Source organism: Geodermatophilaceae bacterium NBWT11, from assembly GCA_014218215.1.
Lineage (GTDB): Bacteria > Actinomycetota > Actinomycetes > Mycobacteriales > Geodermatophilaceae > Klenkia.
Genome location: CP043652.1, coordinates 1391433 through 1414467, shown reverse-complemented (window position 1 = coordinate 1414467; position 23035 = coordinate 1391433). Strand labels below are relative to the sequence as shown.

Below are 23035 nucleotides of genomic sequence, written 5' to 3'. Positions count from 1 at the left end.
GCCCGACCGACACCGGCACCGGCACCGACACCGACCAGGACGCGGGGAGCCGGGCCGACGCGGAGACCCAGCAGCGGCTGCAGCAGGCCGTGGACACCCGCGACTCCGTCGTGTCCACGCTCGCGGCGAACGCCGCCGCGGCGGGGGCGACCAACCCCGACGGCAGCCCCGTCACCTCCGACCAGCTGCTGCAGGCCCTGCGCGCGAGGAACGCCGCGGCTGCGGGCACCACCGACGCGTCGACCGACCAGCCCGGGGCGGACGCCCAGGCCCAGAGCGGTGGCGCCGTCCGGCCGCGCGCCACCGACTACGCCGGGCAGGAGGTGTGGGCCGGGCTCGCCTACGACCAGATCCGCGCCGACCCGGGCGCGGTCGACCGGATGGCGGCGGCCCTCGCCGACGCGCCACGCGCCGACGGGTCGACCGGGTTCAGCGCCGCGGAGCTCGCCGCGGTCCACCAGCACCTGTTCCTCGACCAGCACCCGCTGGACGGTCCTGAGGGCGACGGCACGTCGATGCGGCGGTACGACGCCGACGCCGACATCGCCGAGGCGTGGTTCCGGATGCAGCAGCCCGGGGCGCACCTGCCGCAGGACCGCACGCTCCTCGAGCACGAGCTGGCCGAGCTCCAGCACTACGAGCAGAACCCGGGTGCGCCCTACCGCGAGGCGCACGCGGCAGCCAACGAGGTGGCGGACTGGGAGTCCGACATCCCGGCTCCGCGTCCCGAGACGAGACAGCGCATCCCCGACGGAGGGTCCCGTGGCGATCTACCTGGAGTTCACGAAGACAGCCGAGACCGAGACGGAGGTGGAGTACCTCTTCGGCGGGGCGGAGGACCCGACCGGGCACCGGGTGACGATCCTCAAGGCGGACCCGTCGCAGACGGTGCTCCCGGAGGGGATCAGCCAGGCACTGACGGGGAAGGTGATCGGTCGGGCGGCGGTGGCCGCCAGTCGGGAGGGCGCCTGGCCGCAGCGGGGCCTGATCCAGAGCTGACCCCGCCGCCCGGCGACGGGCCGCCCAGCGACGGCACCCCGACCGACCAGTCGCCCTCCGACGGCCCGTCCGGACCGCTCCCGCCTCGCAACCTCGACGACGACGGTCAGGTGCTGCTGGCCAACGGGGTGCAGGTGACGCCCTCCTGGTCCCGGGCGCAGCTCGACCTGCCGCCGTCCTTCGACGCCGACCTGGCCGCACACCTCCCGCCCGGGGTCACCCCCGAGGCCTACGACGCCCTGCGCACCACCCCGCTGGCCGACCTCGACGCCGACCAGCGGACCGTGCTGCGCACCGTCCGGGACGCCGTCGTGCTGGCCGACGGCGACCTCGCGCAGCGCGCGCTCACCGGCGAGCACCTGCGCAACTACCTGTCCAACACCCCGGTCGTCGTCGGGGACGTCGTCCTGTTCGACCCCGCCGGCACGAAGGGCTTCACCACCCGCGCGTCCGACGTGCAGGACCTGACGACACCGGCGCAGGTCATCGACGGACTGGCGCTGCTGTACGACGATCCCGGCTACGTGGAGCGCAACGGACGCCCGCCCTACACGCCGCAGGACTCCTTCACCCCCGTGCTGCGCTTCCCGGTGGAGTCGGCGTCGGCGCTGCACACGCCCTACTCCACGGAGCTCGGGGGCCAGGACAACTGGGACCCGCCGTTCACCGGCAACGGCCTCACCTCCAGCCCCGACGTCCGGGTGCCCGAGTTCCTGGCCGACGACTTCTCCCCCCTCCCCGACGGCGCCGAGATCTACGGGGTGGACCCCCAGGGCCGGGAGACCCTGCTGGCCGTCTTCGAGGACGGCGTCTGGTTCCCCACCGTGGAGGGCGCGCAGGCCCAGCAGACCAGCACCGCAGCGACGACGACGGAGGACACCGATGCCCGAGACCCCGCACCCGGAGGAACCGATCCGTCCAGACGGCCTCTACGTGGACTGGCAGGGTCGGACCTGGGAGGCCGCGACGACGGGCCGCCCCCCGGGCTCGGTGAAGGTGTTCGCCGACGTCCAGGTGGACCCGGAGTTCACGACGACGCTGACCGGCCGGTGGGCCCGGGTGCTGCCCAGGACCCAGGCGCAGCCGTACCGCCTGGCGACGTACTGCCGGTGGAGGGGAGCACCGTTCCGGGTGGAGGGACGGACCCCGTCGGGGGCCCTCCGGCTGGGGTACCTGGGCCGGGACGAGACGGAGGCACGGACCCTGGGGCTGACGAAGGCCGCGCCGGGGGTCTACGTGGGGACGGCAGCACCGACGGAGGTGACCGACCTCCGGCAGGAGCGGACCGAGCTGACGGACTGATCCCGCACGCCCTCCCGGTCGAGGACGCACCGACGACGGGGATGGACCCGGTGCAGCGGCCGCCGTCCTCACCTGACGCGGTGGCCGACCACCTCCCGCCTGGCACGACCGTCGAGCGGCAGGTGACCGCGCAGGAGAGGGGTGAGGCCGGTGGAGCAACACGCGACGATGCCGGACGGGTCCTACGTGGAGTGGCGGGGACGGACGTACCGGGGGTCGGTGACCAGCGAGCCGGGGACGTACGTGGTGTTCGCCGAGACCCAGGAGGACCCGGAGTTCACCCCGGGCCGGGTGAGGGGCTGGCGCCGGCGGGTGCCGGCCAGCGAGGTCCGGGCGTTCGAGCTGACGTCCCGGTGCCGGTGGCAGGGGGAGACGTTCTGGGTGGTGTCGCGCAGCGACCCGCCGGGACAACTCCCGCTGGCCTGGGACGGGGACGAGACGCGGGCCCGGGACCTGGGGTTGACCAGGACGGACGCGATGGCCTGGGAGGTGGTCGTCCCGGAGTCGGAGGTGACCGACCTGGAGCAGGTGCGCAGCAGCTCCTGAGCGATGGGGACGTCCCCCCGAGCGAGCTGTCCAGCAGCGGCTCGGAGGAGATGATGTCCAGCGCCCAGGCGCTGGACGGTGGTGCTCGGGTCCCGATCTCCCTGGACAGCGTGGCCGAGGTGGCGGCGGTGCTCGGCATCGACCTCGGCAGGGCCGAGGTGCTCATCGGCACCAGCCCCGACGACGTCGCCTACTACGACGGCCAGCAGTCGTTCGGGTCGACCAACCTCGGTGCCGACGGCCGGCCGCAGATCGTGCTGGCACCGGCGGCGTTCGCCGACCGGGAGACGCTGGTCCGCACGCTGGCGCACGAGGACGTCCACGTCGACCAGTTCCTGGACGGACGTGTGGTGGACTCCGCCACCGGCGACCTGGAGGCCGAGGCGCGCGGCGTCGAGGACGGCGCGTGGCAGACGTACGAGGAGGGTGGACATGGGCGTGCGGTACCGGGTGCAGAGGACGTACGAGCTGACCGGGTCGGGCCCGGCGGCGCTGGGCTGGCTGGAGGAGGGGGAGATCCCCTTCACCGCGTCGACCCTGCAGGTCGAGGGGACGGGCCAGCGGGTGCGCGTCCGGTCCCGGGAGATCCACTCGCGGACGACGGCGGACGGCGAGCTGCTGGGGCTCCTGCTGCACCCGGAGGACGCGGCAGCGGTGACCGCGGGCTCGACGTTGGTGGACCTCCCGCCGAGCTGACCCGGGACGACTCCCCCCTGGAGAGCGGGGGCGCGGTCCGGCCGCGGGACGTGCTGGACCCCGACGTGCAGGGGGAGTGGGCACAGCGGGTCTACGACGCGCTGGTCGGCGACCCCGCCGCCGCCGCGACGATGGCGGTCAACCTGGTCGACGCTCCCCGCGCCGACGGCTCCACCGGGTTCGGTGCGGAGGACGTCCGCCGGGCGCTGCAGCACGTCGTCGTCGACGAGCACCTGCTGACCGACCCGGACACGGGCCGACCCACGCGCCGGGCCCGGTTCGACCCGGACCCGGACGTGGCCGAGGCGTTCACCCGGGTCGTCCGCGGCACGCACACCGCGGTCGACGTCGCCCTGGTGGAGCACCAGGTCGCCGAGTCCGGCCACCGGGCGGGGAACCCGGAGGCGACCCACCGCGAGGCCCACGAGGCCGCGAACCGCGTGGTGGACGGGCAGTGGCTGCCGGGTGAGCCCACCCGCGCCGACGAGACGATCGAAGGTCTGGAGGGCACGGATGGCGGTGTACCTGGTGTACCGCAAGGCGAGCGAGACCCCGGAGACGGTCGAGTACCGGTGGGGCGACGACCCGGGGGCCCTGTCGAGACGGGTGGTGCTCGATCCGAGGGCGCCGACGCAGTGGCCGACGGTGGGCGGGGAGGAACCGCTCATGCCGACGCTGGTCCGGGCCGTGCTGAAGCGGCAGCGCGAGACGGGGACCTGGCCGGACCGGGGGGTCGTGGAGCACTAGACGGCGATGCCGTGCCCGGGGAACGGGTCGGCGGGACGGAGACCCTCGACGGTGGACCGAGCGGGACCGACCCAAGACGAGCAGCAGGCGATCGACCTGGGCAGCGCAGCCCTGACCGGAGCAGCACTGCGCCGTCCGAAGGAGAGCACCGTGCTGGATCCGACCGCACCTCTGGAGGACGGGACGTACCTGACCTGGCGGGGGAAGACCTACGTGGGCTCGGTCCGGCCCCGCGGGACGGCGGTGCTGCTGTCGACCGACCAGGAGGACGGCTTCGTGTCCCGCAGGCTGGGCCGGGGGTTCGAGAGGGAGGTCCCGAGCTCGGAGGTCGAGGTCTGGACCCTGCGGACCTGGGCGACCTGGCAGGGCCGCCGGCTGCCGGTCCTGGCCAGGACGGCGGAGGACGTCGTGCTGGCCTGTCCGGGGATGGGTCAGGCCGAGGCGGAGTCGCTGGGAGCAGTGATGGTGGACCGGGGGGTCGTCAACCTGACCGTCCCGGCCTCCCAGGTGACCGACCTCCGGCAGGAGCGGACCCAGCCGACGGGCTGAGCCCCCGACCCGGTCCGGGTCCTGCTGCCACAGGGCAGGTCTTCCGGCCCGGAGACGTGGAGACCGGCGTCCCGCGCTCGGTCGTCGAGCCCGGCCGCTACCTGTCACCCGGGGACGACGTCGCGGCCGCCCTGGCCCGGGTGGTGCCCACCGACCCGCTGGCCGACCTGGCGGTCTGGGTGCCGGCGGTCAACCCGGTGCTGCGGGCCCTGGACCCGCGCTCGGCGCAGGCCCAGCCGTGGGCGAACAACTGCGGTGAGTGCTCCCGCGCGGTGGCCGACATCGCGCAGGGCATCGACGTCCGACCCGCACTGGGGGACGGCGCCCTGCGCCCGGGCGAGAGCCAGGAGATGTGGTCCTGGACGGGGAGCCAGCCGACGCAGACCCTCACCGCGGCACCCGACGCCGACCACGTGCAGTTCACCGCCGACGCCTGGACGGCGCTGGAGACCGACCTCGTCGGGCGGCCGGTGGGCACGGTCGCCGTCGTCGGGGTCGACTGGCACGACGCCGACCTCGGGCCCGACGGCGGGCACTGGTTCAACGCCGTCGTCATCGAGGACGGCGTGCAGTGGGTGGACGGGCAGACCGGCGAGACGTCCGGGTGGCCCCCGGGCTACCAGCGGCAGGTGTGGCAGATCGAGGCAGCCGTCCGGGAGCCGGGCGGCACGTGGACGGGAGCAGCGCTTGAGCGAGCACGAGACACCGGGACCGACACCCCCGGGGACACCGCAGGAGGCACTGGAGACGGTGCTGCGGTGGCTGGAGGTCGACCCGACGGAGCAGGACCCGAGCAGCTGGGACGTCCGGCCGTTCCGGGACGCGTGGTGGACGGCGCCGGCGCCCCGCCAGCGGGGCGACTCGGCCTACCTGGTGCGCCGGGGGACGGTCCGGCCGGTCCTGTCCAACGGCCACGACACGGCGGCGGGGGTCTACCAGGAGATGGTGGCCGACCAGGGCTGACGGCCGGACGCGTCGTCTCCCCCGAGCAGGCCGAGCGGCTCGCCGACCTGCGCCGCCGGATGGTCGAGGGCACCGGCCCGACCAGGCTGCGCGCCCGCGGACCGGCGACCGAGCTGTTGACCGAGCTCGGCCTCGTCCAGGGCGCTGCGGACACCGCCACCGGGCAGGTCGTCGGCGGCAGCCCGGACGTCGAGCTCCGGTTGGCCGCGCTGCCGGCCGACGTCGAGGCCGACGCGCGCACCCTCAACGAGCTGCTGGGCACCTCCGCGGTGCCCGAGGCCGTGGCCGGCCGGCTGGCGACGACGGTCCGGGTGCTCGTGGGCGGGGGCCTGCCCGCGGTCCTCGCCCAGGTGCCCGGGGTGCTCGTCGGCGCCCTCAGCGGGGACTGGGCCAGGCTGGGGACGGCGGTGGCCTCCGCCGCGGTCGGGGTCGCGGCCTCGACGGCGCTCGGCCTCGCCGACCGGGCGCACGCACGGCTCAGCGCCCGGATGGCGGTGCACGACGACGCCCGGCGCGGTCCGTCCCCGGCGGTCCGCGGGGTCCTCGACGCCGCCACCGCCCGGCTGGCCGGTGAGGTCGAGGCCTTCCGGACGGAGCTGGCCTCCGCCGGGGTGGACCGGTCGGACCGGGCGAGGCCGGGTCGCGTCCTGCCGCCGGCGACCACCCCCGCCGCCCCCGCCCCCACCGGGTCGGGGGACGTGGTGGCCACGACGCCGTCCGGCCCGCCCGACGTCCGGCCGTCGGTGCCGCGGTTCGGCGCGTGGCTCGCCCGGAGCCTGACCGGTCCGGCCACCGCGCTGGTCGGGGTGGGGGTCCTCGCCCTGGTTGCGCTGCCGCTGTCCCCGGCGCTGGCCTGGGGTGCGCTCGCCTCGACGGCCGCGGCCGGGCTGGTGGCGCACGCGCAACGCTCGTTCGCCGACCGGAAGGCCGAGCTCGAGCAGACCCGCAAGGCCGTGGAGCAGGCCCGGGGTGCGGCCACCGCGCAGGCCCGTGCGGCCGCAGAGCTCCAGGTCGAGGTCGAGGCGCGCGAGGCCACCGAACGGCTGCTGGCAGCCGTCCGCGGCCCGCTGACCGGACCGCCGGTCACCGGGGACCCGCCCGCTGACGGCACCGCCGGCCAGGCACCGTCGGGTCCGGTGCTGGCACCCGGTGGGGTCCGCGGCCCGCTGGACGCGGCGTCCCTGGGGTCGGCCGACCGGGCCCGGCTGGCCGACGTCGCCACCGCCGCGCAGGCCGTGCTGGACGCCGGACGCGACGACCCGGACCCGGCGCTGCAGACCCGACTGCGGGCCGCGGCCGAGGCCGCCGGGATGCTCAGCGACCCCACCGGGACCGGGTCCGACCCCGACGCCCTGGGCTGGCCGCACCGCCGGCTCCTGCTGGACCCCACGCTGCAGCCCGTCGTCGCGCAGCTGGACACGCTCCCCACCGCCGTACCCCGGCTGCGCAGCCACCTGGCCTCGGCCGCCTGGGGGGCCGCGGTGCCCGGTGCGCTCACCGCCCTGCCCGGGGTGCTGCTGGGCGTGGGGGTAGGACCGCTAGCGCTGGTCGCCCTCGGGGTGCTGCCGGTCGGCGCCGCCGTGGCCACCGCGGTCCGGCAGCACGCCGCTGCCTCCACCGTCGAGCGCGCCACCACGGCCCGGGCCCGGGCGAAGACCGACCTGCCCGCCGCTGCCCGCGTGCTGCTCGACGCCGAGGTGGCCGACGCCCGCGCCGTCGCCCGTGCCCGCCGGCAGGACCTCGCCGCGGCCGAGGACGTCGCCGCCGGGGTCGACCGGGTGCGGGAGGCCCGCGCCGAGCGGCAGGTCGCCCGCCGCCGGCTGCTGGACGCCCTGGTCGGCCCGGCCGACCCGTCGGTGGAGCTGCCGGTGGTGCCCGACCCCACGCCGGTCCGACCCACCGTGCCCGCCGCGCCCGGTCCGGTCACCCCCGATGCGGCGGTCACCGCGCCCTGGGTGCGGTCGGTGGCCACCGCGGTCGCCGCCCCGGTCCTGGGCACGGTGGCCTCGGTCGTCGCCTGGCACGCCAGCTTCGCCGCCGACGCCGGTGCGCTCTGGGACCCGGGCACCTGGACGACGCTGGCCGGTCTGCCGCAGGTCGGGGCCGTGGCGGTCGTCGCCGCACTCGGGGCCGCGGTGTCGGCGGGCGTGTCGACCAGCCTGGAGTCCTGGGCCGAGAACAGCCGGGCCGCGACCCGGGAGCAGCGGGCGGCCGCGCTGAAGGTGCACGAGGCCGCCCGGGCCGTGGCACTGCGTGAGGTCGAGCTGGGCCGACCGCGGGCCGCCCGCGACGGGCTGTTGGACGCCGTCCGGCGGGCCGAGGCGGCCTCGACCGCCCGCGCGGTCCAGGCCGAGCAGCAGGCCGAGGACGCCGTGCCCCGGCGTCCTGCCGGGCTCGTCGTCCGGTTGGTCGAGTGGATGCAGACCCAGACGGAGGCGGTCGCCCGCGCCGTCCTGGACGGCGCGCGGCCCGGCGAGCCCGCGGGCCGCGCCGCGCTGTCGCGACTGGCCACGGGGCTGTCGGTGGCACCCCGCGCGGAGGCCCCCGAGCGGATCTCCCGGCTGCTGCACGCGGCCCGGGCGGACGGCCTCGGTCCCGGCGACGTCCCCGGCAGCCCCGAGCTGGACCGGGTGCTCGAGCTGGACGCCGCCCTGCCCGGCGGCCCGGCGACCGGTGCCGGGACGGCGAACGCCGGGATCGACTGGGCCCGGATGGCCAGGATCGCCAACGCCACGGGCTGGTGGCCGGAGGAGGAGGACGAGGTCGTCGTGCGCGTCGTCCGGGAACTCCTGCCGGCCGCGCCGGACCGAGCCCCGGCGGCCGGACCCACCCGCCCGTCCCGTGGTCCCGCGGGAGCCGCGCCACCGCCCTTCCCCTACGGCCCGCCCCCGACCGCCCCCGCTCCCGGTGCTGCTCCGGCCCACGCCCCGGCCCACGCCCCGTCTCCCGGCGGGTCCGACGAGCGGGTGCTGGTCGACGACCGGCGCGACGGCACCGGCCGGACGACGGCCACCGTCGTGCACGTCACCTCCCCGACCGGGCAGTCGCTGCCCGTGCTGGCGCGGTGGATCGAGCCCGGTCCGGGTCGACGTCCGGTGCTGGTGCTGTCCGAGGTGCCCGGTGCGGCCTTCTGGTGGGGCGTGCCCGCCGCGGTGCAGCAGGCGGTCACGGGCGCGCTGGACCGGCTGCTGCCCGACGGCGCCGCGGACCGGTTGCGCGGCCTGGTGCTGCTCGCGGAGCGGCCGGGCCCGGGCGGCCGCCCGGACCTGGCCGAGTACCCGGTCACCGTCACTCCGGACGGCACGGTGCAGCCGGCCGGTGGACCCCGCGTCCTGCCCGCCGGGGAGACCGCGGCCGCGACGGCCGCACTGCGGCTCACCCCGGTCGCCCAGCTGCTGGGCCGGCTGACCCCGGAACCGGTGGAGGGGTAGGGCAGGACCTCAGCCGGCGGTGTCGAGGTGTCCGGCGCCGGCGGACACCATCTGGGCGACGACGTCCCACAGGTCGACCAGGACCCGCCGCTCCAGGTCCGGGCCGGGTGCGCCGTCGAGGTCCTCGGCCCACAGCGCCTGCACCCCGGCAGCGGTGCGCCGCAGGTCGGTGGCCAGGACGGCGGCCAACCAGACGTCGACGTGCCGACCGGTCAGCCGGGTCAGCGGGGGGAGTCCGGGGAGCCCGTAGCCCGTCGTCCCGTCCGGGGCGGCCCCGGTGGCCTGGCCCGACGGGCGGGCCCGCACGGTGGCCGACACCCTCGGGGCGTCGTCGTCCCGGGGATCGACGTGCACCAGCAGCCCGCGCGCCACCAGCCGTGGCACCGCCTCGTCGGGGTCGACGCCGAGTCCGAGCAGCCGGCGCGCGACCGCCACGGCCCGCGCCCCGGAGGGCTCCCCGCCGGCGTGCGCCCGCTCCCAGACCCGGGAGTCCTCGGGGGTGAGCAGCTCGGCCGTCGAGCCGTGCCGGACCACGACCTGCCGGGGCCCGGGGGAGGAGGGGTCGTGCAGCTCGCCGAGCCGGTGCCCGACGGGCAGGACCAGCCCGGGCCACTGCTGGTCGACGTCGGCCATCAGACCTCCCCGGCCGGCTGTACGCAGACCAGTCCGATCGAGCACCAGACCGGCAGCCAGCCGACGACCAGCCGCAGCAGGGCGTCGCCGTCCCGGGCCTCGTCCATCGGCACGTCGGCGTCCCGGGCCATGGCCGCCAGCCCGTCGCAGGCGGCGGCCAGGTCGGGCCAGCGGTGCACCAGCGACAGCGCGTCGTGCAGCACCCGGGGGAGCCGGGCCAGCTCGACGTCTTCGAGCCCGTAGCGGTAGACGGTGGGCTCGGCGGCGCTGTTGCCCCAGCCCTCGGCCAGCGGCAGCAGGGTCAGCGTCCGGGCGACCGGGCGCGGCTCGGCCGGGTCGATGCCCACGACGGCGCCCTGCGCGACCAGGTCGCCGAGGACGGCGGTCGTGTCGGGCCCGGTCGTGCCGGCCACCCGGGCCACGTCGGCGGGCGTCCACGGCTGACCGGCCGGGTGGTCCGGGGCGCCCCGGGTGGCCGCCCAGACGCGGTGCGTCACGGCGTCCCAGGGGTCGATCGGACGGCGGCCGACGGCGACCGAGGCGCCGTCGGGCCACAGCTCGTAGCACCAGCCCAGCGCGAGCAGTCCGGGCCCGGGCACGCTCACGGGAGGGCCTCCAGCCAGCCGGCACCCACGCAGAGCAGGTCGTGCAACCAGTCGACGACGGCGGCCCGCACCGCGGCGGGGTCGGTCTCGGCCGCGGTCACGCCCGGGTCGTCGACCGCGGCGGCGGCCAGGAAGTCCGCCGCCTCGGCCAGCGAGCCCAGCTCGGGGGCCAGGCTCCAGAACTCGTAGACCCGCGGGGAGACCTCGCGGACCGGGGGCGCCCCGGGGACGCCGATCCCGCAGACCCAGCCGTGGTCCCGTTCGAGGTACCCCAGGCCGGAGAGCCGGCTGTACCAGCGGTGGCCGGCCAGGAACCCCTCGGCGTCGTCGGGGTCGACCTCGGCGAGCAGCCGGCGGGCGAGCAGGTCCTCGACCAGCCGGTCGACGTCGGCCGGGCCCAGGTCGGGGAACACCGCGCCGACCTGTCCGCGGTCCCAGGCCACGTGGCCGACCACGGCGGTCAGCCCGTGCGCCACGTCCCAGAGGTCGGCCGGGTCGCCGTCCTCCACCAGCACGGCCTCCCCGCCGGTGTGCACCAGCAGGCCCCGGGTCTCCCCGCCCGTCCCGGTGTGCAGCTCACCCAGCCGCTGGCCGACCGGCAGCAGGCGGGCGCCGCCCGGCAGGCTCACGCCGACGCCCCGACGGTCACGAGCTCCAGGTGGACCGCGCCGACGGCCAGCAGCAGCGGGAGGGCCTCCCGGACACGGGCGGTGAGCACGGCGGCGTCACTGCCGGCCGCGGCCGGGAGCCCGGCCCGGCCGGCAGCGCCCGCGGCCCAGGCCACGGCGGCGGCCAGGTGGGGGAACCGGTGTGCGCTGGTCACCGCGTCGAAGGTGACCCGGTCCAGGTGCACCAGCGGCACCTCAGGGGTGCCCAGCGTCCACACCTCGGGCTCTGCGGCGCTGTTGCCCAGGGCGGGGAGCTGGACGGTCGCCCGCACCCGGGTGAGCAGCTCGGCGTCGTCGGGCTCGACCGCGGTGACCAGGCCCCGGTCGAGCAGGTCGGCGAGGACGGCGGGGGTGTCGGGCAGCCCGGCGGCCGTGGTCTGCAGCTCGAGGTCGGCCACGGTCCAGGGGGCCGCGGCACCGGGGAGCCCGTGGCTCAACGACCAGACCAGCCAGCCGACCGGGTCGAGGGCGTGCACCACCCGACCGGCCAGCACGTCGTGGGTGACGCCGTCCTCCCGGGGCCCCAGGGAACGGCCGAGGGGGAGCAGCCAGGACGCGTCCGGCGGCGGGGCGGAGGACATCGCGGCGACCCTATCCGTCCCGACGGCACCCGGCCGGCACGCCGCCGTGTCAGGGTCGTGCCGTGACCCAGCCCGGCAAGCCCCCGCCGCTGATGGAGACCCGCAAGGTCCTGCAGGCCGCCCGCCCGCCGGTGGGGGAGGGCCCGCCCACCCGCGAGGTGCTGGCCGGCCTGCGTCGTCGACGTCCACCGGCGGCGGTGCTGCTCGCCGTCGCCCTGATGGCGCTGGTGCCGCTGGTCCTGCTGGTCCTGGCGCTCCTCGTCCTGGTCGACACCTGGACCGGGGACGACGGGGTGTTCCTGTCCCTGGTGAAGACGGTGCTGTTCAGCGGCACCCTGTTCCTGCTGTCCGCGCTGGCCTGGCGGGGGGTCAAGCGCGCGCTGCACTTCGGCAGCTACCGCGAGGGGCTCTTCGTGGCCCGGCTGACCACCGGCGTCTGCGTGGTCATCGCCGTGTTCCTGCTCGCGTACGTGGTCAGCGAGGGCAACGAGCAGGAGCCCTCGATGCTCGTGCCCTTCGTCGTCCTGGCGGTGGTGTGGCTGCCCGCGCTGCCGCTGCAGACGCGGTCGGCCCGGGAGTGGCCCGACCGGGTGCTGCTGCGCAGCGGCCCCCAGGTGCGCGGTGAGCGGGAGCTGGCGTTCCTGCTGGAGGCCCGCCCGCACTCCTGCGGGCAGCCGCTGCCGGTCGGGGCCGCGATCGCCGTCGCCGACGAGGAGTCCCGCGGCTGGGTCTGGCGGGGCGACTGCCCGCACTGCGGGCGACCGGCCGTGCACGTGTTCGGCGAGCGCACCGAGGACGCGCCCACCGAGCCCTGGGCCTGGGGTCGGGACGGTTCACGCCCCGGTCTCGGCGGTGGCGACCTGCTCCACCTGGGTGACCGGTTCGAACAGCCCGCCGACGTCGAACCCACCGCACTGGCCGACGACCAGCTGCACCAGACCTGGCTGGCGGCGCTGGGATCGGTGCAGGCGACCGAGCAGCTGCTCCAGCTGGTGCGGCCCGGCAAGGACGCCGTCGCCCCCTGGCGGCGCACCGGGCGCCCGGTGCCGCTGACGACGCCGGGGGAGGTCTTCTCCCGGACGGCGATCGAGTCCCGGCTGGCCGCCCGCCGCGACACCCTGGCCCGCCTGGAGGCCGAGACCGCCCGCCGCCGCGCCCTCCCCGCCTGACCCCGGCGTCGATCAGCTCCGACGACGAACGTGCGTCCTCCTCCACCGGCGTCGGTGGAGGAGGACGCACAGTGGTCGTCCCAGCTGATCGACGCCGCGGGGGCGTGGGGTGGGTCAGCGGGTGGCGCGGATGGACGTGCTGGTGGTGGACAGCGGGGCCCAGGCGTCCGGGTGCTTCTGGCCGGAGTCGACGACCCAGCCCGGGGTGCGGGTGGCCGTCGTCGTCCCGCGGCCGGCGGCCGGGCGGGCGCTGAGGCTCACGATCAGGGCCAGCAGCACCAGCAGGCCCACCAGCACACCACCGACGATCACGAGCGTCTCCATCATGGGCATGACGGTACGTACGCGGACCGTTCCGTCGCGTGAGCAGATGTCACCGAACATCGGCCGGCGACTGCGGGGACTGTGACAGACCTGGTCCCACCCGCCCCAGCTGTCCCGGTGGTCAACCCGCCGGTTGCAGGACGGCGCTCAGTGCGTCCCAGCGGCTGATCTCGCAGCCGTCGGTGCGGGAGAACGTGGCGTCGACGTCCTCGCCGTCCAGGGTGCCGGTGACCGTCGCGGTCTGCGGCCCGCCGAACTGCTGGGTGCAGACGACGTCGCTGCCGACCGGTGCGAACCCGGCCACCCCCACCGCGGCGAGCTGGTCGCAGGCCGCGCGCGGGTCGGCCACGTCACCACCGGCCGGGTCGCAGGTCAGCGTGGCGGTGACGACGTCCCCGCTGCCCTCGGCGTCCAGCTGGACGGTCAGCTCGGTCGCCGGGGCCGGGCGGTCGGCCGTGTCGTCGTCCCCGCTCCCGCAGCCGGCGAGCAGGAGGAGCGCACCGCCGGCGAGCAGGGTGCGCCGCAGGAGGTCCCCGGGGGCGCGGCGTTCGGTGGGCGTCGGGAGCACGGGTGTCAGGGTGCCCCCGACGGAGCCGGTGCGCACGCGTGGTCGGGGGAGACTCCTCGGGTGTCCGCCACCCAGCTCCAGGAGTACGACGCCTTCGGCCCCTGGATCCTCCCGGTGCGGACGACGGAGGACGTGCCGCCGCTGTTCCGCCCGGCCGGGGTGGACGTGGCGCGGTCGACCGTGGCGTTCAAGGTGCCGCGGAACGTCGCGCGTCGGGACGCCGTCCCCGGGATGGACCTGTACGACCACCTGCTGGCGCTCGAGGGCGGGGCGCTGACGGTCGTGAGCCGCACGGGCGACCCGGGGCCCGGGTTCACCGTGCGCCGGGTCCCCGCCGGGGCGGTGGCCGGGGTCCGGGACACCGTGGACCTGCTCGACGGTCGGCTGGCGGTGTACGACCTGGACGGCGGGTCGGTGCGGATCGGCTACAACGGGTCGGCGGCGGCCACGGTCGGTGAGCTCGTCGACCACCTGACCGCGACCCTCCCGTCCCGTCGGGCCCCGGCCGGTCCGGGCGTCGCACTGGGCAGGGGTGACCTGGGGCGCGACGACGTGGCCCTCGTCGCCTTCCTGGGCGAGGTCCGTGGCGGCCGTCCGGGCGGCCGCCTGATCGCCGTGCAGCACCGCACCCGGCTGCGCCCGACCGGCGTGCTCGCCCGGGTGGGGCACCGGCTGTCCCCGGCGACCCTGCCCGCGACCCTCGTCCACCTCGACGACAGCACCCTGGAGGTGCTGTCCCGCGCTGACCCCGTGGTGCGCGGGCGGGCCCCGGACCGCTCGCTGTCCCGCCTGGTGCTGCCGGCAGCCGCGGTCGAGCTGCACGCGGTCACCCCGCACCGGCGCTACGCCGACGTGGTGGAGGTCGGGCTGGGGGTGGGGGCGGCGCGGTTCGTCGTCCCCCTGGTCGCCGGCGGCGACGCCGTGCGGGCGCTCACCGCGCTGTCGGGTGGCTGAGGCTCCTCAGAGCGCGACCGGCAGGCCGGTGTACATCTCGGCGAGCTCGCGCTGGGCTGCCTCGGACTCGCACACCCGGCGCAGCTGGGAGAGCTGCAGCTCCTCGTCGAAGGGGTCGCCCGAGGTGTGCAGCATCGAGGTCATCCACCAGGAGAAGTGCGTGCAGCGCCAGACCCGGGCCAGCGCCTTGTCGGAGTAGGCGTCGACCAGATCGGTCTCCTTCTCGGCCAGCAGCCGCACCAGCGCGTGGGCCAGCAGGGTCACGTCGGCGACGGCGAGGTTGAGGCCCTTGGCCCCGGTCGGCGGCACGATGTGCGCGGCGTCCCCGGCCAGGAACAGCCGGCCGTGCCGCATCGGGGAGGACACGAACGAGCGCATCGGCAGGATCGACTTCTCGGTGACCGGCCCGGTCTGCAGCTCCCAGCCGGGCATCGCCATCCGGGTGGCGAGGGCCTCCCAGATGCGGTCGTCGGACCAGTCCTCGATCTTCTCGGTGGGGTCGACCTGGACGTAGAGCCGCGACACCGACGGCGAGCGCATCGAGTGCATCGCGAACCCGTCGGGGTGCCGGGCGTAGATCAGGTCGTCGGTGCTGGGGGCGACGTCGGCCAGGATGCCGAGCCAGGCGAAGGGGTAGGTGCGCTCCCACAGCTGCCCGTCGGTGGCCGCGGTGACGATCGGCCGGGAGACGCCGTGGAATCCGTCGGTGCCGGCGATCGCGTCGCACTCGAGCACCTGGGCCACCCCGTCGGCGTCGGTGAACGTGATGCGCGGGGTGTCGGTGTCCACGTCGAGCGGCTGGACGTCGGAGACCTCGAAGAGCAGTGGCGGGCCGTCGTCGAGCTGGGCGGCGATGAGGTCCTTGACCACCTCGGACTGCCCGTAGATCCACACGTTGCGCCCGCACAGCTCGGGGAAGTCCAGCTTCTGCTTCACGCCCGGGTACTGGAGGTAGATGCCGTCGTGCTCCAGGCCCTCGCGGTCCAGCCGGGCGCCCATGCCGACGTCGCGCAGCGTGGTGACCGTGTGCTGCTCGAGGATCCCGGCCCGGATCCGCGCCTCGACGTAGTCGCGGCTGCGGTTCTCCAGCACGACCGAGTCGATGCCCTGCACCGCGAGCATCCGCGACAGCAGCAGTCCGGCCGGCCCGGCCCCGATGATCCCCACCTGAGTACGCACGCCCGGAGTGTGACCCGGACGACGTCGGCGGGGCGACGGATCCCTTCCGCTGACCGGAAGCCCTCGCCGCCCCCTTCTCGCGTGATCACGGGGTCGTTGCCAGGGGACACGCTCGTGCGGGCGGGTCTTCTGGCGACAACCCCATGATCAACGAGAGGAGGGGAGGGGAGGGAGGGAGGGGGGAGGGTCAGGAGAACTCGGCCGTGCGGGCCAGCTCGCGGCCGATGCCGCGGGCGGCGACCTCCAGGACCGGCACCAGCCGCGGCAGGTCCCGCTCGGCCCGGTGCGTGGGGACGACGATGCCCAGCGCCGCGGCGACCACCGGCCGTCCCCCGGGCAGCACCACGCTGACCGGGACGGCGACCGACGCGGCCCCCAGGCTCATCTCCTCCGAGGTGCGGGCCGACCCGCTGCGGCGGACCTCGGCGAGCTCCCGGGCCAGCCGGCCGGGGTCGACCAGGGTGTGCCGGGTCTCCCGGGTGAGCGACCGCAGCACCTGCTCCACGACGTCATCGGGTGCTGCGGCGAGCAGCACCTTGCCCACCCCGACCGCGTGCAGGGGTAGCCGGCTGCCGACCTGGCTGACCACCGGCACCGACTCCCGGCCCGACACCCGGTCCACGTAGAGCGCGGTCGTCCCGTCGCGGACGGCCAGGTGCACGGTGTCCCGGGTGGCGGTGTGCACGTCGAGCAGGAAGGGGCTGGCGACCTGGCGCAGCTCGGCCTGGACCGGGGCCAGCAGGCCCAGGTCCCACAGCTTGCGGCCGATCTCGTACCGGCCGTCCGGACGACGGGACAGCGCCCCCCAGGCCGCGAGCTCGCCCAGGAGCCGGTGCGCGGTGGTCATCGGCGTCCCGCTGCGGGCTGCGACCTCGCTCAGCGTGAGTCGCGGGTGGTCGACGTCGAAGGCGTCCAGCACCGCCAGTGCGCGGGAGGTCACCGACCGCCCCGCCGTGCCCCCGCCCGCCATCGCGTCCCTTCCGCCCAGTGGGAGGACGAGAGTGCCAGAGACCGGGGTCACGTCGTACGTTGCGGCCCATGTCCGGCTCCCCGTCCTCGTTCGTCCTGCCGAGGTACCTGCCCGAGGACGTCGACCAGCGCACCCCGGTCGCCTTCCCCGGCTACCGGTCCACCGGCCTGCGCGCTCCGTTGCGCACCCCGGTCGACCTGCCGCACCGGCTCACCGAGATCACCGGCCCGGTGCTCGGCGAGGACCGGGTCGCCCCCGGGGACGCCGACCTCACGCTGCGCGCCGGGGGTGAGGCCCAGGGGCAGCGGATCATCGTGTTCGGCCGGGTGCTGGACAGCGGCGGCCGTCCGGTGCCGCACGCGCTGCTGGAGATCTGGCAGGCCAACGCCGCCGGCCGCTACCGGCACGTGGTGGACAACTGGCCCGCCCCGCTCGACCCGCACTTCGACGGCCTGGGCCGGGTGGTCACCGACTCCCTCGGCCGCTACGAGTTCACGACCGTCCAGCCCGGCGCCTACCCGTGGGGCAACCACCACAACGCCTGGCGCCCGGCGCACATCCACTTCTCGCTGTTCGGCACCGCGTTCACCCAGCGGCTGGTCACCCAGATGTACTTCCCGGGCGACCCGCTGTTCGGCCAGGACCCGATCTTCAACGCCATCCCGCCGGGCGCCCGCGACCGTGCGATCGCCACGTTCGACCTGTCCCGCACCCAGCCCGACTGGGCGCTGGCCTACGCGTGGGACATCGTGCTGCGCGGCACCGACCAGACGCCCTTCGAGACCGACGACGACGGGGACGTGGCATGACCACCCACGACAGCGACCTGGTGCGCGACGCCGACGAGACCAACGACCGGCGGCCGGGCACCCCGCGCCGCGGCACCGGGTTCCTCGACGGGCCGCTCACCCTGCGCACCACCCCCAGCGCCACCGTCGGGCCCTACCTGGCCATCGGGCTGACCTGGCCCGACGGCCCGTTCGCCGTCGCGGAGGGCACCCCGGGCGCGGTCTGGCTGCGCGGCCGGGTGCTCGACGGCAACGGCGACGTCGTCCCCGACGCGATGGTGGAGACCTGGCAGGCCGACCCCGACGGCCGGTTCGCCCACCCCGACGATCCCCGGGGCGCGGCCACCACGGAGGGCTTCCGTGGCTTCGGTCGCTCGGACACCCGGGACGGCGAGTACGCCGTGTGCACCCTCAAGCCCGGCCCGGTGCCCGACGGCGAGGGTGGCTGGCAGGCCCCGCACGTCGACGTCTCGGTCTTCGCCCGCGGGCTGCTGGACCGGGTGGTCACCCGCGTCTACTTCGCCGACGAGGCCGACGCCAACGCCACCGACCCGGTGCTGACCGGTCTGACCCCCGACCAGCAGGCCACCCTGGTCGCCCAGCCGAGCGAGGACGGCTACCGGCTCGACGTGCACCTGCAGGGAGACAGCGAGACCGTCTTCTTCGCGGTGTGAGGATGGGCGCGTGACGGGACTCTGGGACGGCACGTTCGCACGCGGGGGAGCGGCTGCGGCGGTCTCCGACGAGGCCTGGCTGCAGGCCATGCTGGACGTCGAGGCCGCGCTCGCCCGGGCCGCGGCCCACGTCGGGCTGGTCGCCGAGACCTCCGCCGCCGAGGTCACCCGGCTCGCCGGGCAGCCCGGCTCGCTGGACCTGGCCACCGTCGTCGCGCACGCCGCGGACGCCGGCAACCCGGTGCCGCCGCTCGTGCGCGCGCTGACCGACGCGGTCGGCCCACACGCCGCCGCGGCCGTGCACGTGGGCGCCACCAGCCAGGACGTCGTCGACACCGCGCTGGTGCTCGTCGCCCGCCGGGCCCTCGCCGCCGTCGACACCGACCTCGCCGCCGCGGCCGACGCCGCGGCCCGGTTGGCGAGCGAGCACCGGGACGACGTCACCATCGGGCGCACCCTGCTGCAGCAGGCGCTGCCCACCACGATCGGGCTGAAGGCCGCGGTCTGGCTCGCCGCCCTCGACGGTGCCCGCGCCCGGCTGCGCGCCGTGGACGCCTCGCTGCCGGTACAGTACGGCGGCGCGGTCGGCACGCTGGCCGCCAGCCGCGGCTCCGGCGTCGACCTCCGCGCGGCGCTGGCCGAGGAGCTCGGGCTGCAGACCACCGCCGTCCCCTGGTTCACCACCCGGCTGCCGGTCGCCGACCTGGCCGGTGCCCTCGGTGCTGCCGCCGGCGTCGTCGCCACGGTCGCGGTGGACGTGGTGCTGCTGGCCCAGACCGAGGTCGCCGAGGCGGCCGAGTCGGGTGAGGGACGCGGCGGCTCCTCGGCCATGCCGCACAAGCGCAACCCGGTCGCCGCGATCTCCGCCCGGGCCTGCGCTCGCCGTGCCCCCGGCCTGGTCGGCACCCTGTTCGGGGCGATGGAGCAGGAGCACGAACGTTCCGCCGGCGCCTGGCACAGCGAGTGGCCCACCCTCTCGGCGCTGCTGGCCACGGTGGGCTCGGCTGCGGCCTGGCTGGCGGACTGCCTGGGCGGGTTGACCGTCGACACCGCCCGCGCCGCCGCCGTGGTGGACGCCGCCGGGGGCGCGCAGCTGGCCGGCGCGCTGGCCGACGCGCTCACCGAGAGCCTGGGCCGCGGGCCCGCCCACGACGCGGCGGCCGACGCCGTCCGCACCGCCGCCCGGGAGGGCCGCACCCTGGCCGACGTCGTCGCCGAGCGGACCGACGTCGACGTCGCCGCCCTGCTCGCCCACGCCACCCCCGACGTCGGCGAGGCCGGCGCGCAGACCGACGCGGCACTCGCCGCGCACACCGTCTCGATGCAGGACTGAGAGGAACCCCGTGCCCCCGATCGACGTGCACGCCCTCGTGGAGGGCCCGGCCGACGCACCCGTCGTCGTGCTGTCCAACTCCCTCGGCGCGACCCTGGCCATGTGGGACCCGCAGGTGCCCGCGCTGACCGAGCGCTACCGGGTGGTCCGCTACGACACCCGGGGCCACGGCCGCTCCCCGGTGCCCGACGGCGACTCCACGATCGACGACCTGACCGACGACCTCGTCGCCCTGCTCGACCGGCTGGAGGTCCAGCGGGCCCACGTCGTCGGGCTGTCGATCGGCGGCATGACGGCGATGCGGCTGGCTGCCCGGAACCCCGAGCGGGTCGACCGGCTCGCGCTGCTGTGCACCTCGGCGCACACCGGCAACCCCGACGCCTGGGTGGAGCGGGCGCAGACCGCCCGCACCCAGGGCACCGGCGCGCTGGCCGAGACCGTCGTCGGGCGCTGGTTCACCCCCGCCTTCGCCGCGGAGAACCCCGGGCTGGTCGCCGAGATGCGGGCCACCATCGAGGGCATCTCCGACGAGGGCTACGCCAGCTGCTGCGCCGCCGTCGGGGGCATGGACCTGCGCGCGGACCTCGCCCGGATCACCGCGCCCACCCTCGTGGTCAGCGGCCTGGACGACCCGGCGCTCCCCCCGGAGCACCAGACCGCGATCGCCGAGGCGGTCCCCGGGGCACAGCTGCTGCAGCTCACCCCGGCTGCGCACATCGCCAACCTCGAGCAGCCGCAGCAGGTCACCGACGCGCTGCTGGACCACCTGGGCGGTGTCGCGTGAGCACCGACGAGGAGCGCCGCGAGGCCGGCATGCGCACCCGCCGCGAGGTGCTCGGCGACGCGCACGTCGACCGCGCCGTCGCCGCCGTCACCCCGCTGACGGCCGACTTCCAGGACTTCATCACCCGGGTGGCCTGGGGTGACCTCTGGCAGCGCCCCGGCCTGGACCGGCGCACCCGCTCGATGCTCACCCTGGCGATCACCGCCTCGCTGCGGCACTGGGACGAGTTCGCGCTGCACGTGAGGGCCGCGGTGCACAACGGCCTGACCGACGAGGAGATCGCCGAGGTCTGCCTGCACACCGCGGTCTACGCCGGCGTCCCCGCCGCCAACCACGCCCTCGCCGTCGCCAAGCCCATCCTCGCCGAGCTCCGCACCCCCTGACGAGAAACGCCCTTCTCGTCAGGACTCCTGACGAGAAGGGCGCTCCTCGTCGATCAGCCGGCGGGGACGGAGACGGCGAAGGACAGGGTGTTCGGCTGGAAGTCGACCGTCGCGGTGTCCGGGTAGGTGAAGACGCCGCCGAAGGTCAGCGTGCCCTCGGTGAAGTCGGCCGGGACGTCGAACGCCGTCCCCACCAGGCTCGGGTCGGGCACCAGGTCCTGGCTGGGCACCACGGTGCCGTCGGGGAGCGTCAGCGTGAAGTACTCCGCCGGGCCCTCGCCGCCGCTGAGCCCGTCGGCCACCAGGTCGGTGTCGAGCACCAGGAACGCCCGGTCGGGGCCCGAGGGCAGGGCGGTGACGTTGGTGCCCGCGTAGTAGGACAGCTCGGCGCTCTGGACCGTCACGGTGAAGGTGAACGGCGTCGTCACCCGGCCCGGGGCGCTGATCACGCCCGGGATCTGCTGGGCCGGCACCGGTGCGGCCTCGGTGTTCTCCCGCACCAGCACCTGCAGGTTGTCCGGGCCCGGGGTGCCGTCGACCAGCGACAGCGTCTGCACCACGTCGCCGTCGGTCACGACGAGGTCCAGGGTTGCGCCCTCGGGGACCGAGAGCAGCCCCTCGATGCTCGCACCGGGGCTGACCAGGGCGGAGTCGACCGGGACCTCATCGCCCCCGTCGACCCGGTAGGCCAGCGACGGTGCGGTGTTGGACAGGCCGATGCCGGAGTCGAGCTGGTAGCCGAACACCCGGAACACCTCGCCCTCGGCGGGACGGCGGGCGTCGTCACCGGTGCCCACCCGGTCGGTCTCGCCGACCTCGGTCACCGTCACCCGCGCGGCAGGGCCGGCCAGCACGGCCGGGCCGGAGGGGGCCTCCAGCGTGACGTCGTCGAAGGGGCCCTCGGCGGTGTAGCCGGGCTCGGCGCGCTGCGGCTCGGGCACCTCCAGGCCACCGGCGCCGTCCGGCGGGGAGGACCCGTCGGGCCGGCTGAGCAGCTCACGGTCGCCGATCGGCTGCGGCTCGGGGTCGCTCGGCTCCGCGGCGACCTCCAGGGTCACGTCGCCCGACCCGGCGGACGGCGTCACCGGCAGCTGCAGGTACTGGGCCTCGGTGTCGCCGTCGACGAAGAGCACCGGGCCGCACACCAGGTCGTCCTGCACGTCGGTCGTGTCGGCGTCCAGGTACCGGTAGAAGCAGGCCGTGTCGTCGCTGCTGGCACCGTTGCGGCTGCTGACGTAGGCGTCGATCGCGCTCTCGCCGTCGGTGAGCACCTTCTCGGGCTCGGTGACGGTGCGCCCGGCGTAGGTGAAGTCCCCGCCGCGCAGGAAGAAGAAGAGGCCACCGGCGACCAGGAGCGCGACCAGCAGCACCGCGCCGCCGATGACCAGCGGCTTGCGGCTGGACCTCGTCGCCGGCTGGGCGGTCCAGGGGGCCGGCTGGCCACCCTGCGGCGACCACCCACCGGCCGCGGACGACGACGAGCCACCGGGCTGGCCGGACTGCGGGGGGACGGCGCCGAACTGGCGGGTGTCCTCCCGCGGCGCCCACCCCTGCTGGCCGGGGCCCTGCTGGCCGGGAGGCGTGGCCCACGGCGGAGCCGGCGGTCGCGGGCCCTGCTGACCGGGACCCTGCGGGCGCTGCTGACCTGGCCCCTGCTGACCGGGCGCCTGCTGACCGGGCCACCCCGACGGCGGCACCGGGGGACGACCGGGCGGGGGCCCCTGAGGCCCCTGCTGACCGGGCCCCTGCGGCCCCTGGGGACCGGGCCCCTGGGGACCCGACCCCTGCGGGCCGCCGGGACGCTGGGCGCCCCACCCGCCCGGCTGTCCACCCGGTGTGCGGTCGTCCCCGCGCTCGGTCACGGTTCCCCCTCGTCGACGGGACCGGGGCGGCACAGGAGGCCCAGACGTCCCCGGTCGGTGGCGGAACGCTACCGAACCGCTACCCGCGACCGCCTGCCGTGATCATCCGCACCCCCCGGAAGAGGCGGTTACGCAGACCACACACCGGGCCGGTGGTACATCGCACGCGACCTGGGGTCGCGGGGGGCCCCCCCGTCTGTGAAGATCAGGGACGTTCGGTCCGATGACGCAGCGGACGGTGATCCGGGCCCGCGTCGTCGCCTCATGAAGCGGGGCCAGACCGCCACCCACCGCACCCCGTGGACCCACCGGTCCTGCGCGGGTGCT

The 23035-nt window shown here is 76.2% G+C and carries 17 protein-coding genes; 8 read left to right on the top strand and 9 right to left on the bottom strand.

The features are described from left to right. Window positions 1-89: 89 nt before the first annotated feature. Window positions 90-9233 carry a hypothetical protein gene (locus F1C76_06790; protein QNG36332.1) on the top strand — a complete coding sequence of 3048 codons (9144 nt, stop codon included), beginning with the start codon at window positions 90-92 and terminating at the stop codon, window positions 9231-9233. Window positions 9234-9242: 9 nt separating this feature from the next. On the opposite strand, the gene F1C76_06785 is transcribed toward F1C76_06790, so the two are convergent. The 4 genes from F1C76_06785 to F1C76_06770 are packed head-to-tail and all read right to left on the bottom strand — an operon-like array spanning window position 9243 to window position 11720. Then, entirely contained in the window at window positions 9243-9866 is a 624-nt protein-coding gene (locus F1C76_06785) for a hypothetical protein (GenBank protein QNG36331.1), read from the bottom strand. Beyond that, the gene (locus F1C76_06780; protein ID QNG36330.1) at window positions 9866-10471 is read right to left on the bottom strand and encodes a hypothetical protein; all 606 of its coding nucleotides are present in this window, start codon (window positions 10469-10471) and stop codon (window positions 9866-9868) included. Before F1C76_06780 ends, F1C76_06785 begins: the two co-directional genes overlap by 1 nt. Beyond that, window positions 10468-11100, bottom strand: coding sequence for a hypothetical protein (locus F1C76_06775; GenBank protein ID QNG36329.1), 633 nt, complete (start codon window positions 11098-11100; stop codon window positions 10468-10470). The genes F1C76_06780 and F1C76_06775 overlap by 4 nt, the downstream gene beginning before the upstream one ends. Next, complete coding sequence (locus F1C76_06770) at window positions 11097-11720, bottom strand: hypothetical protein (GenBank protein ID QNG36328.1); 624 nt, start codon at window positions 11718-11720, stop codon at window positions 11097-11099. The genes F1C76_06775 and F1C76_06770 overlap by 4 nt, the downstream gene beginning before the upstream one ends. Window positions 11721-11782: 62 nt before the next feature. On the opposite strand from F1C76_06770, the gene F1C76_06765 reads away from it, so the two are divergent. Continuing rightward, window positions 11783-12889 (top strand): hypothetical protein, encoded by a 1107-nt coding sequence (locus F1C76_06765; protein QNG36327.1) that lies wholly within the window; start codon window positions 11783-11785, stop codon window positions 12887-12889. A gap of 114 nt (window positions 12890-13003) precedes the next feature. Here the strand turns inward: F1C76_06765 and F1C76_06760 are convergent, their stop codons facing one another. Together F1C76_06760 and F1C76_06755 are read right to left on the bottom strand one after the other, a co-directional pair. Beyond that, window positions 13004-13216, bottom strand: coding sequence for a hypothetical protein (locus F1C76_06760; GenBank protein QNG36326.1), 213 nt, complete (start codon window positions 13214-13216; stop codon window positions 13004-13006). A gap of 118 nt (window positions 13217-13334) precedes the next feature. Then, window positions 13335-13862: a hypothetical protein gene (locus F1C76_06755; protein QNG39063.1), complete on the bottom strand. Its 528-nt coding sequence runs from the start codon at window positions 13860-13862 to the stop codon at window positions 13335-13337. A 150-nt stretch (window positions 13863-14012) separates the two neighbouring features. On the opposite strand from F1C76_06755, the gene F1C76_06750 reads away from it, so the two are divergent. Beyond that, window positions 14013-14735, top strand: coding sequence for a hypothetical protein (locus F1C76_06750; protein QNG36325.1), 723 nt, complete (start codon window positions 14013-14015; stop codon window positions 14733-14735). 6 nt (window positions 14736-14741) lie between these two features. On the opposite strand, the gene F1C76_06745 is transcribed toward F1C76_06750, so the two are convergent. Then, window positions 14742-15914, bottom strand: coding sequence for a 4-hydroxybenzoate 3-monooxygenase (locus tag F1C76_06745; protein ID QNG36324.1), 1173 nt, complete (start codon window positions 15912-15914; stop codon window positions 14742-14744). A 187-nt stretch (window positions 15915-16101) separates the two neighbouring features. Next, complete coding sequence (locus tag F1C76_06740; GenBank protein QNG36323.1) at window positions 16102-16884, bottom strand: IclR family transcriptional regulator; 783 nt, start codon at window positions 16882-16884, stop codon at window positions 16102-16104. Between the two features lie 68 nt (window positions 16885-16952). On the opposite strand from F1C76_06740, the gene pcaH reads away from it, so the two are divergent. The 5 genes from pcaH to pcaC are packed head-to-tail and all read left to right on the top strand — an operon-like array spanning window position 16953 to window position 20846. Next, window positions 16953-17693, top strand: a complete 741-nt coding sequence (gene pcaH / locus F1C76_06735) for a protocatechuate 3,4-dioxygenase subunit beta (protein ID QNG36322.1) — start codon at window positions 16953-16955, stop codon at window positions 17691-17693. Further along, window positions 17690-18346: a protocatechuate 3,4-dioxygenase subunit alpha gene (gene pcaG / locus F1C76_06730; GenBank protein ID QNG36321.1), complete on the top strand. Its 657-nt coding sequence runs from the start codon at window positions 17690-17692 to the stop codon at window positions 18344-18346. The genes pcaH and pcaG overlap by 4 nt, the downstream gene beginning before the upstream one ends. Before the next feature lie 10 nt (window positions 18347-18356). Further along, window positions 18357-19679 carry a 3-carboxy-cis,cis-muconate cycloisomerase gene (gene pcaB / locus F1C76_06725; protein QNG36320.1) on the top strand — a complete coding sequence of 441 codons (1323 nt, stop codon included), beginning with the start codon at window positions 18357-18359 and terminating at the stop codon, window positions 19677-19679. 10 nt (window positions 19680-19689) lie between these two features. Beyond that, the gene (pcaD, locus tag F1C76_06720) at window positions 19690-20463 is read left to right on the top strand and encodes a 3-oxoadipate enol-lactonase (GenBank protein ID QNG36319.1); all 774 of its coding nucleotides are present in this window, start codon (window positions 19690-19692) and stop codon (window positions 20461-20463) included. Window positions 20464-20492: 29 nt separating this feature from the next. Beyond that, window positions 20493-20846 carry a 4-carboxymuconolactone decarboxylase gene (gene pcaC, locus F1C76_06715; GenBank protein QNG39062.1) on the top strand — a complete coding sequence of 118 codons (354 nt, stop codon included), beginning with the start codon at window positions 20493-20495 and terminating at the stop codon, window positions 20844-20846. A 53-nt stretch (window positions 20847-20899) separates the two neighbouring features. On the opposite strand, the gene F1C76_06710 is transcribed toward pcaC, so the two are convergent. After that, window positions 20900-22543, bottom strand: coding sequence for a hypothetical protein (locus F1C76_06710; protein ID QNG36318.1), 1644 nt, complete (start codon window positions 22541-22543; stop codon window positions 20900-20902). Between the last annotated feature and the right edge of the window lie 492 nt (window positions 22544-23035).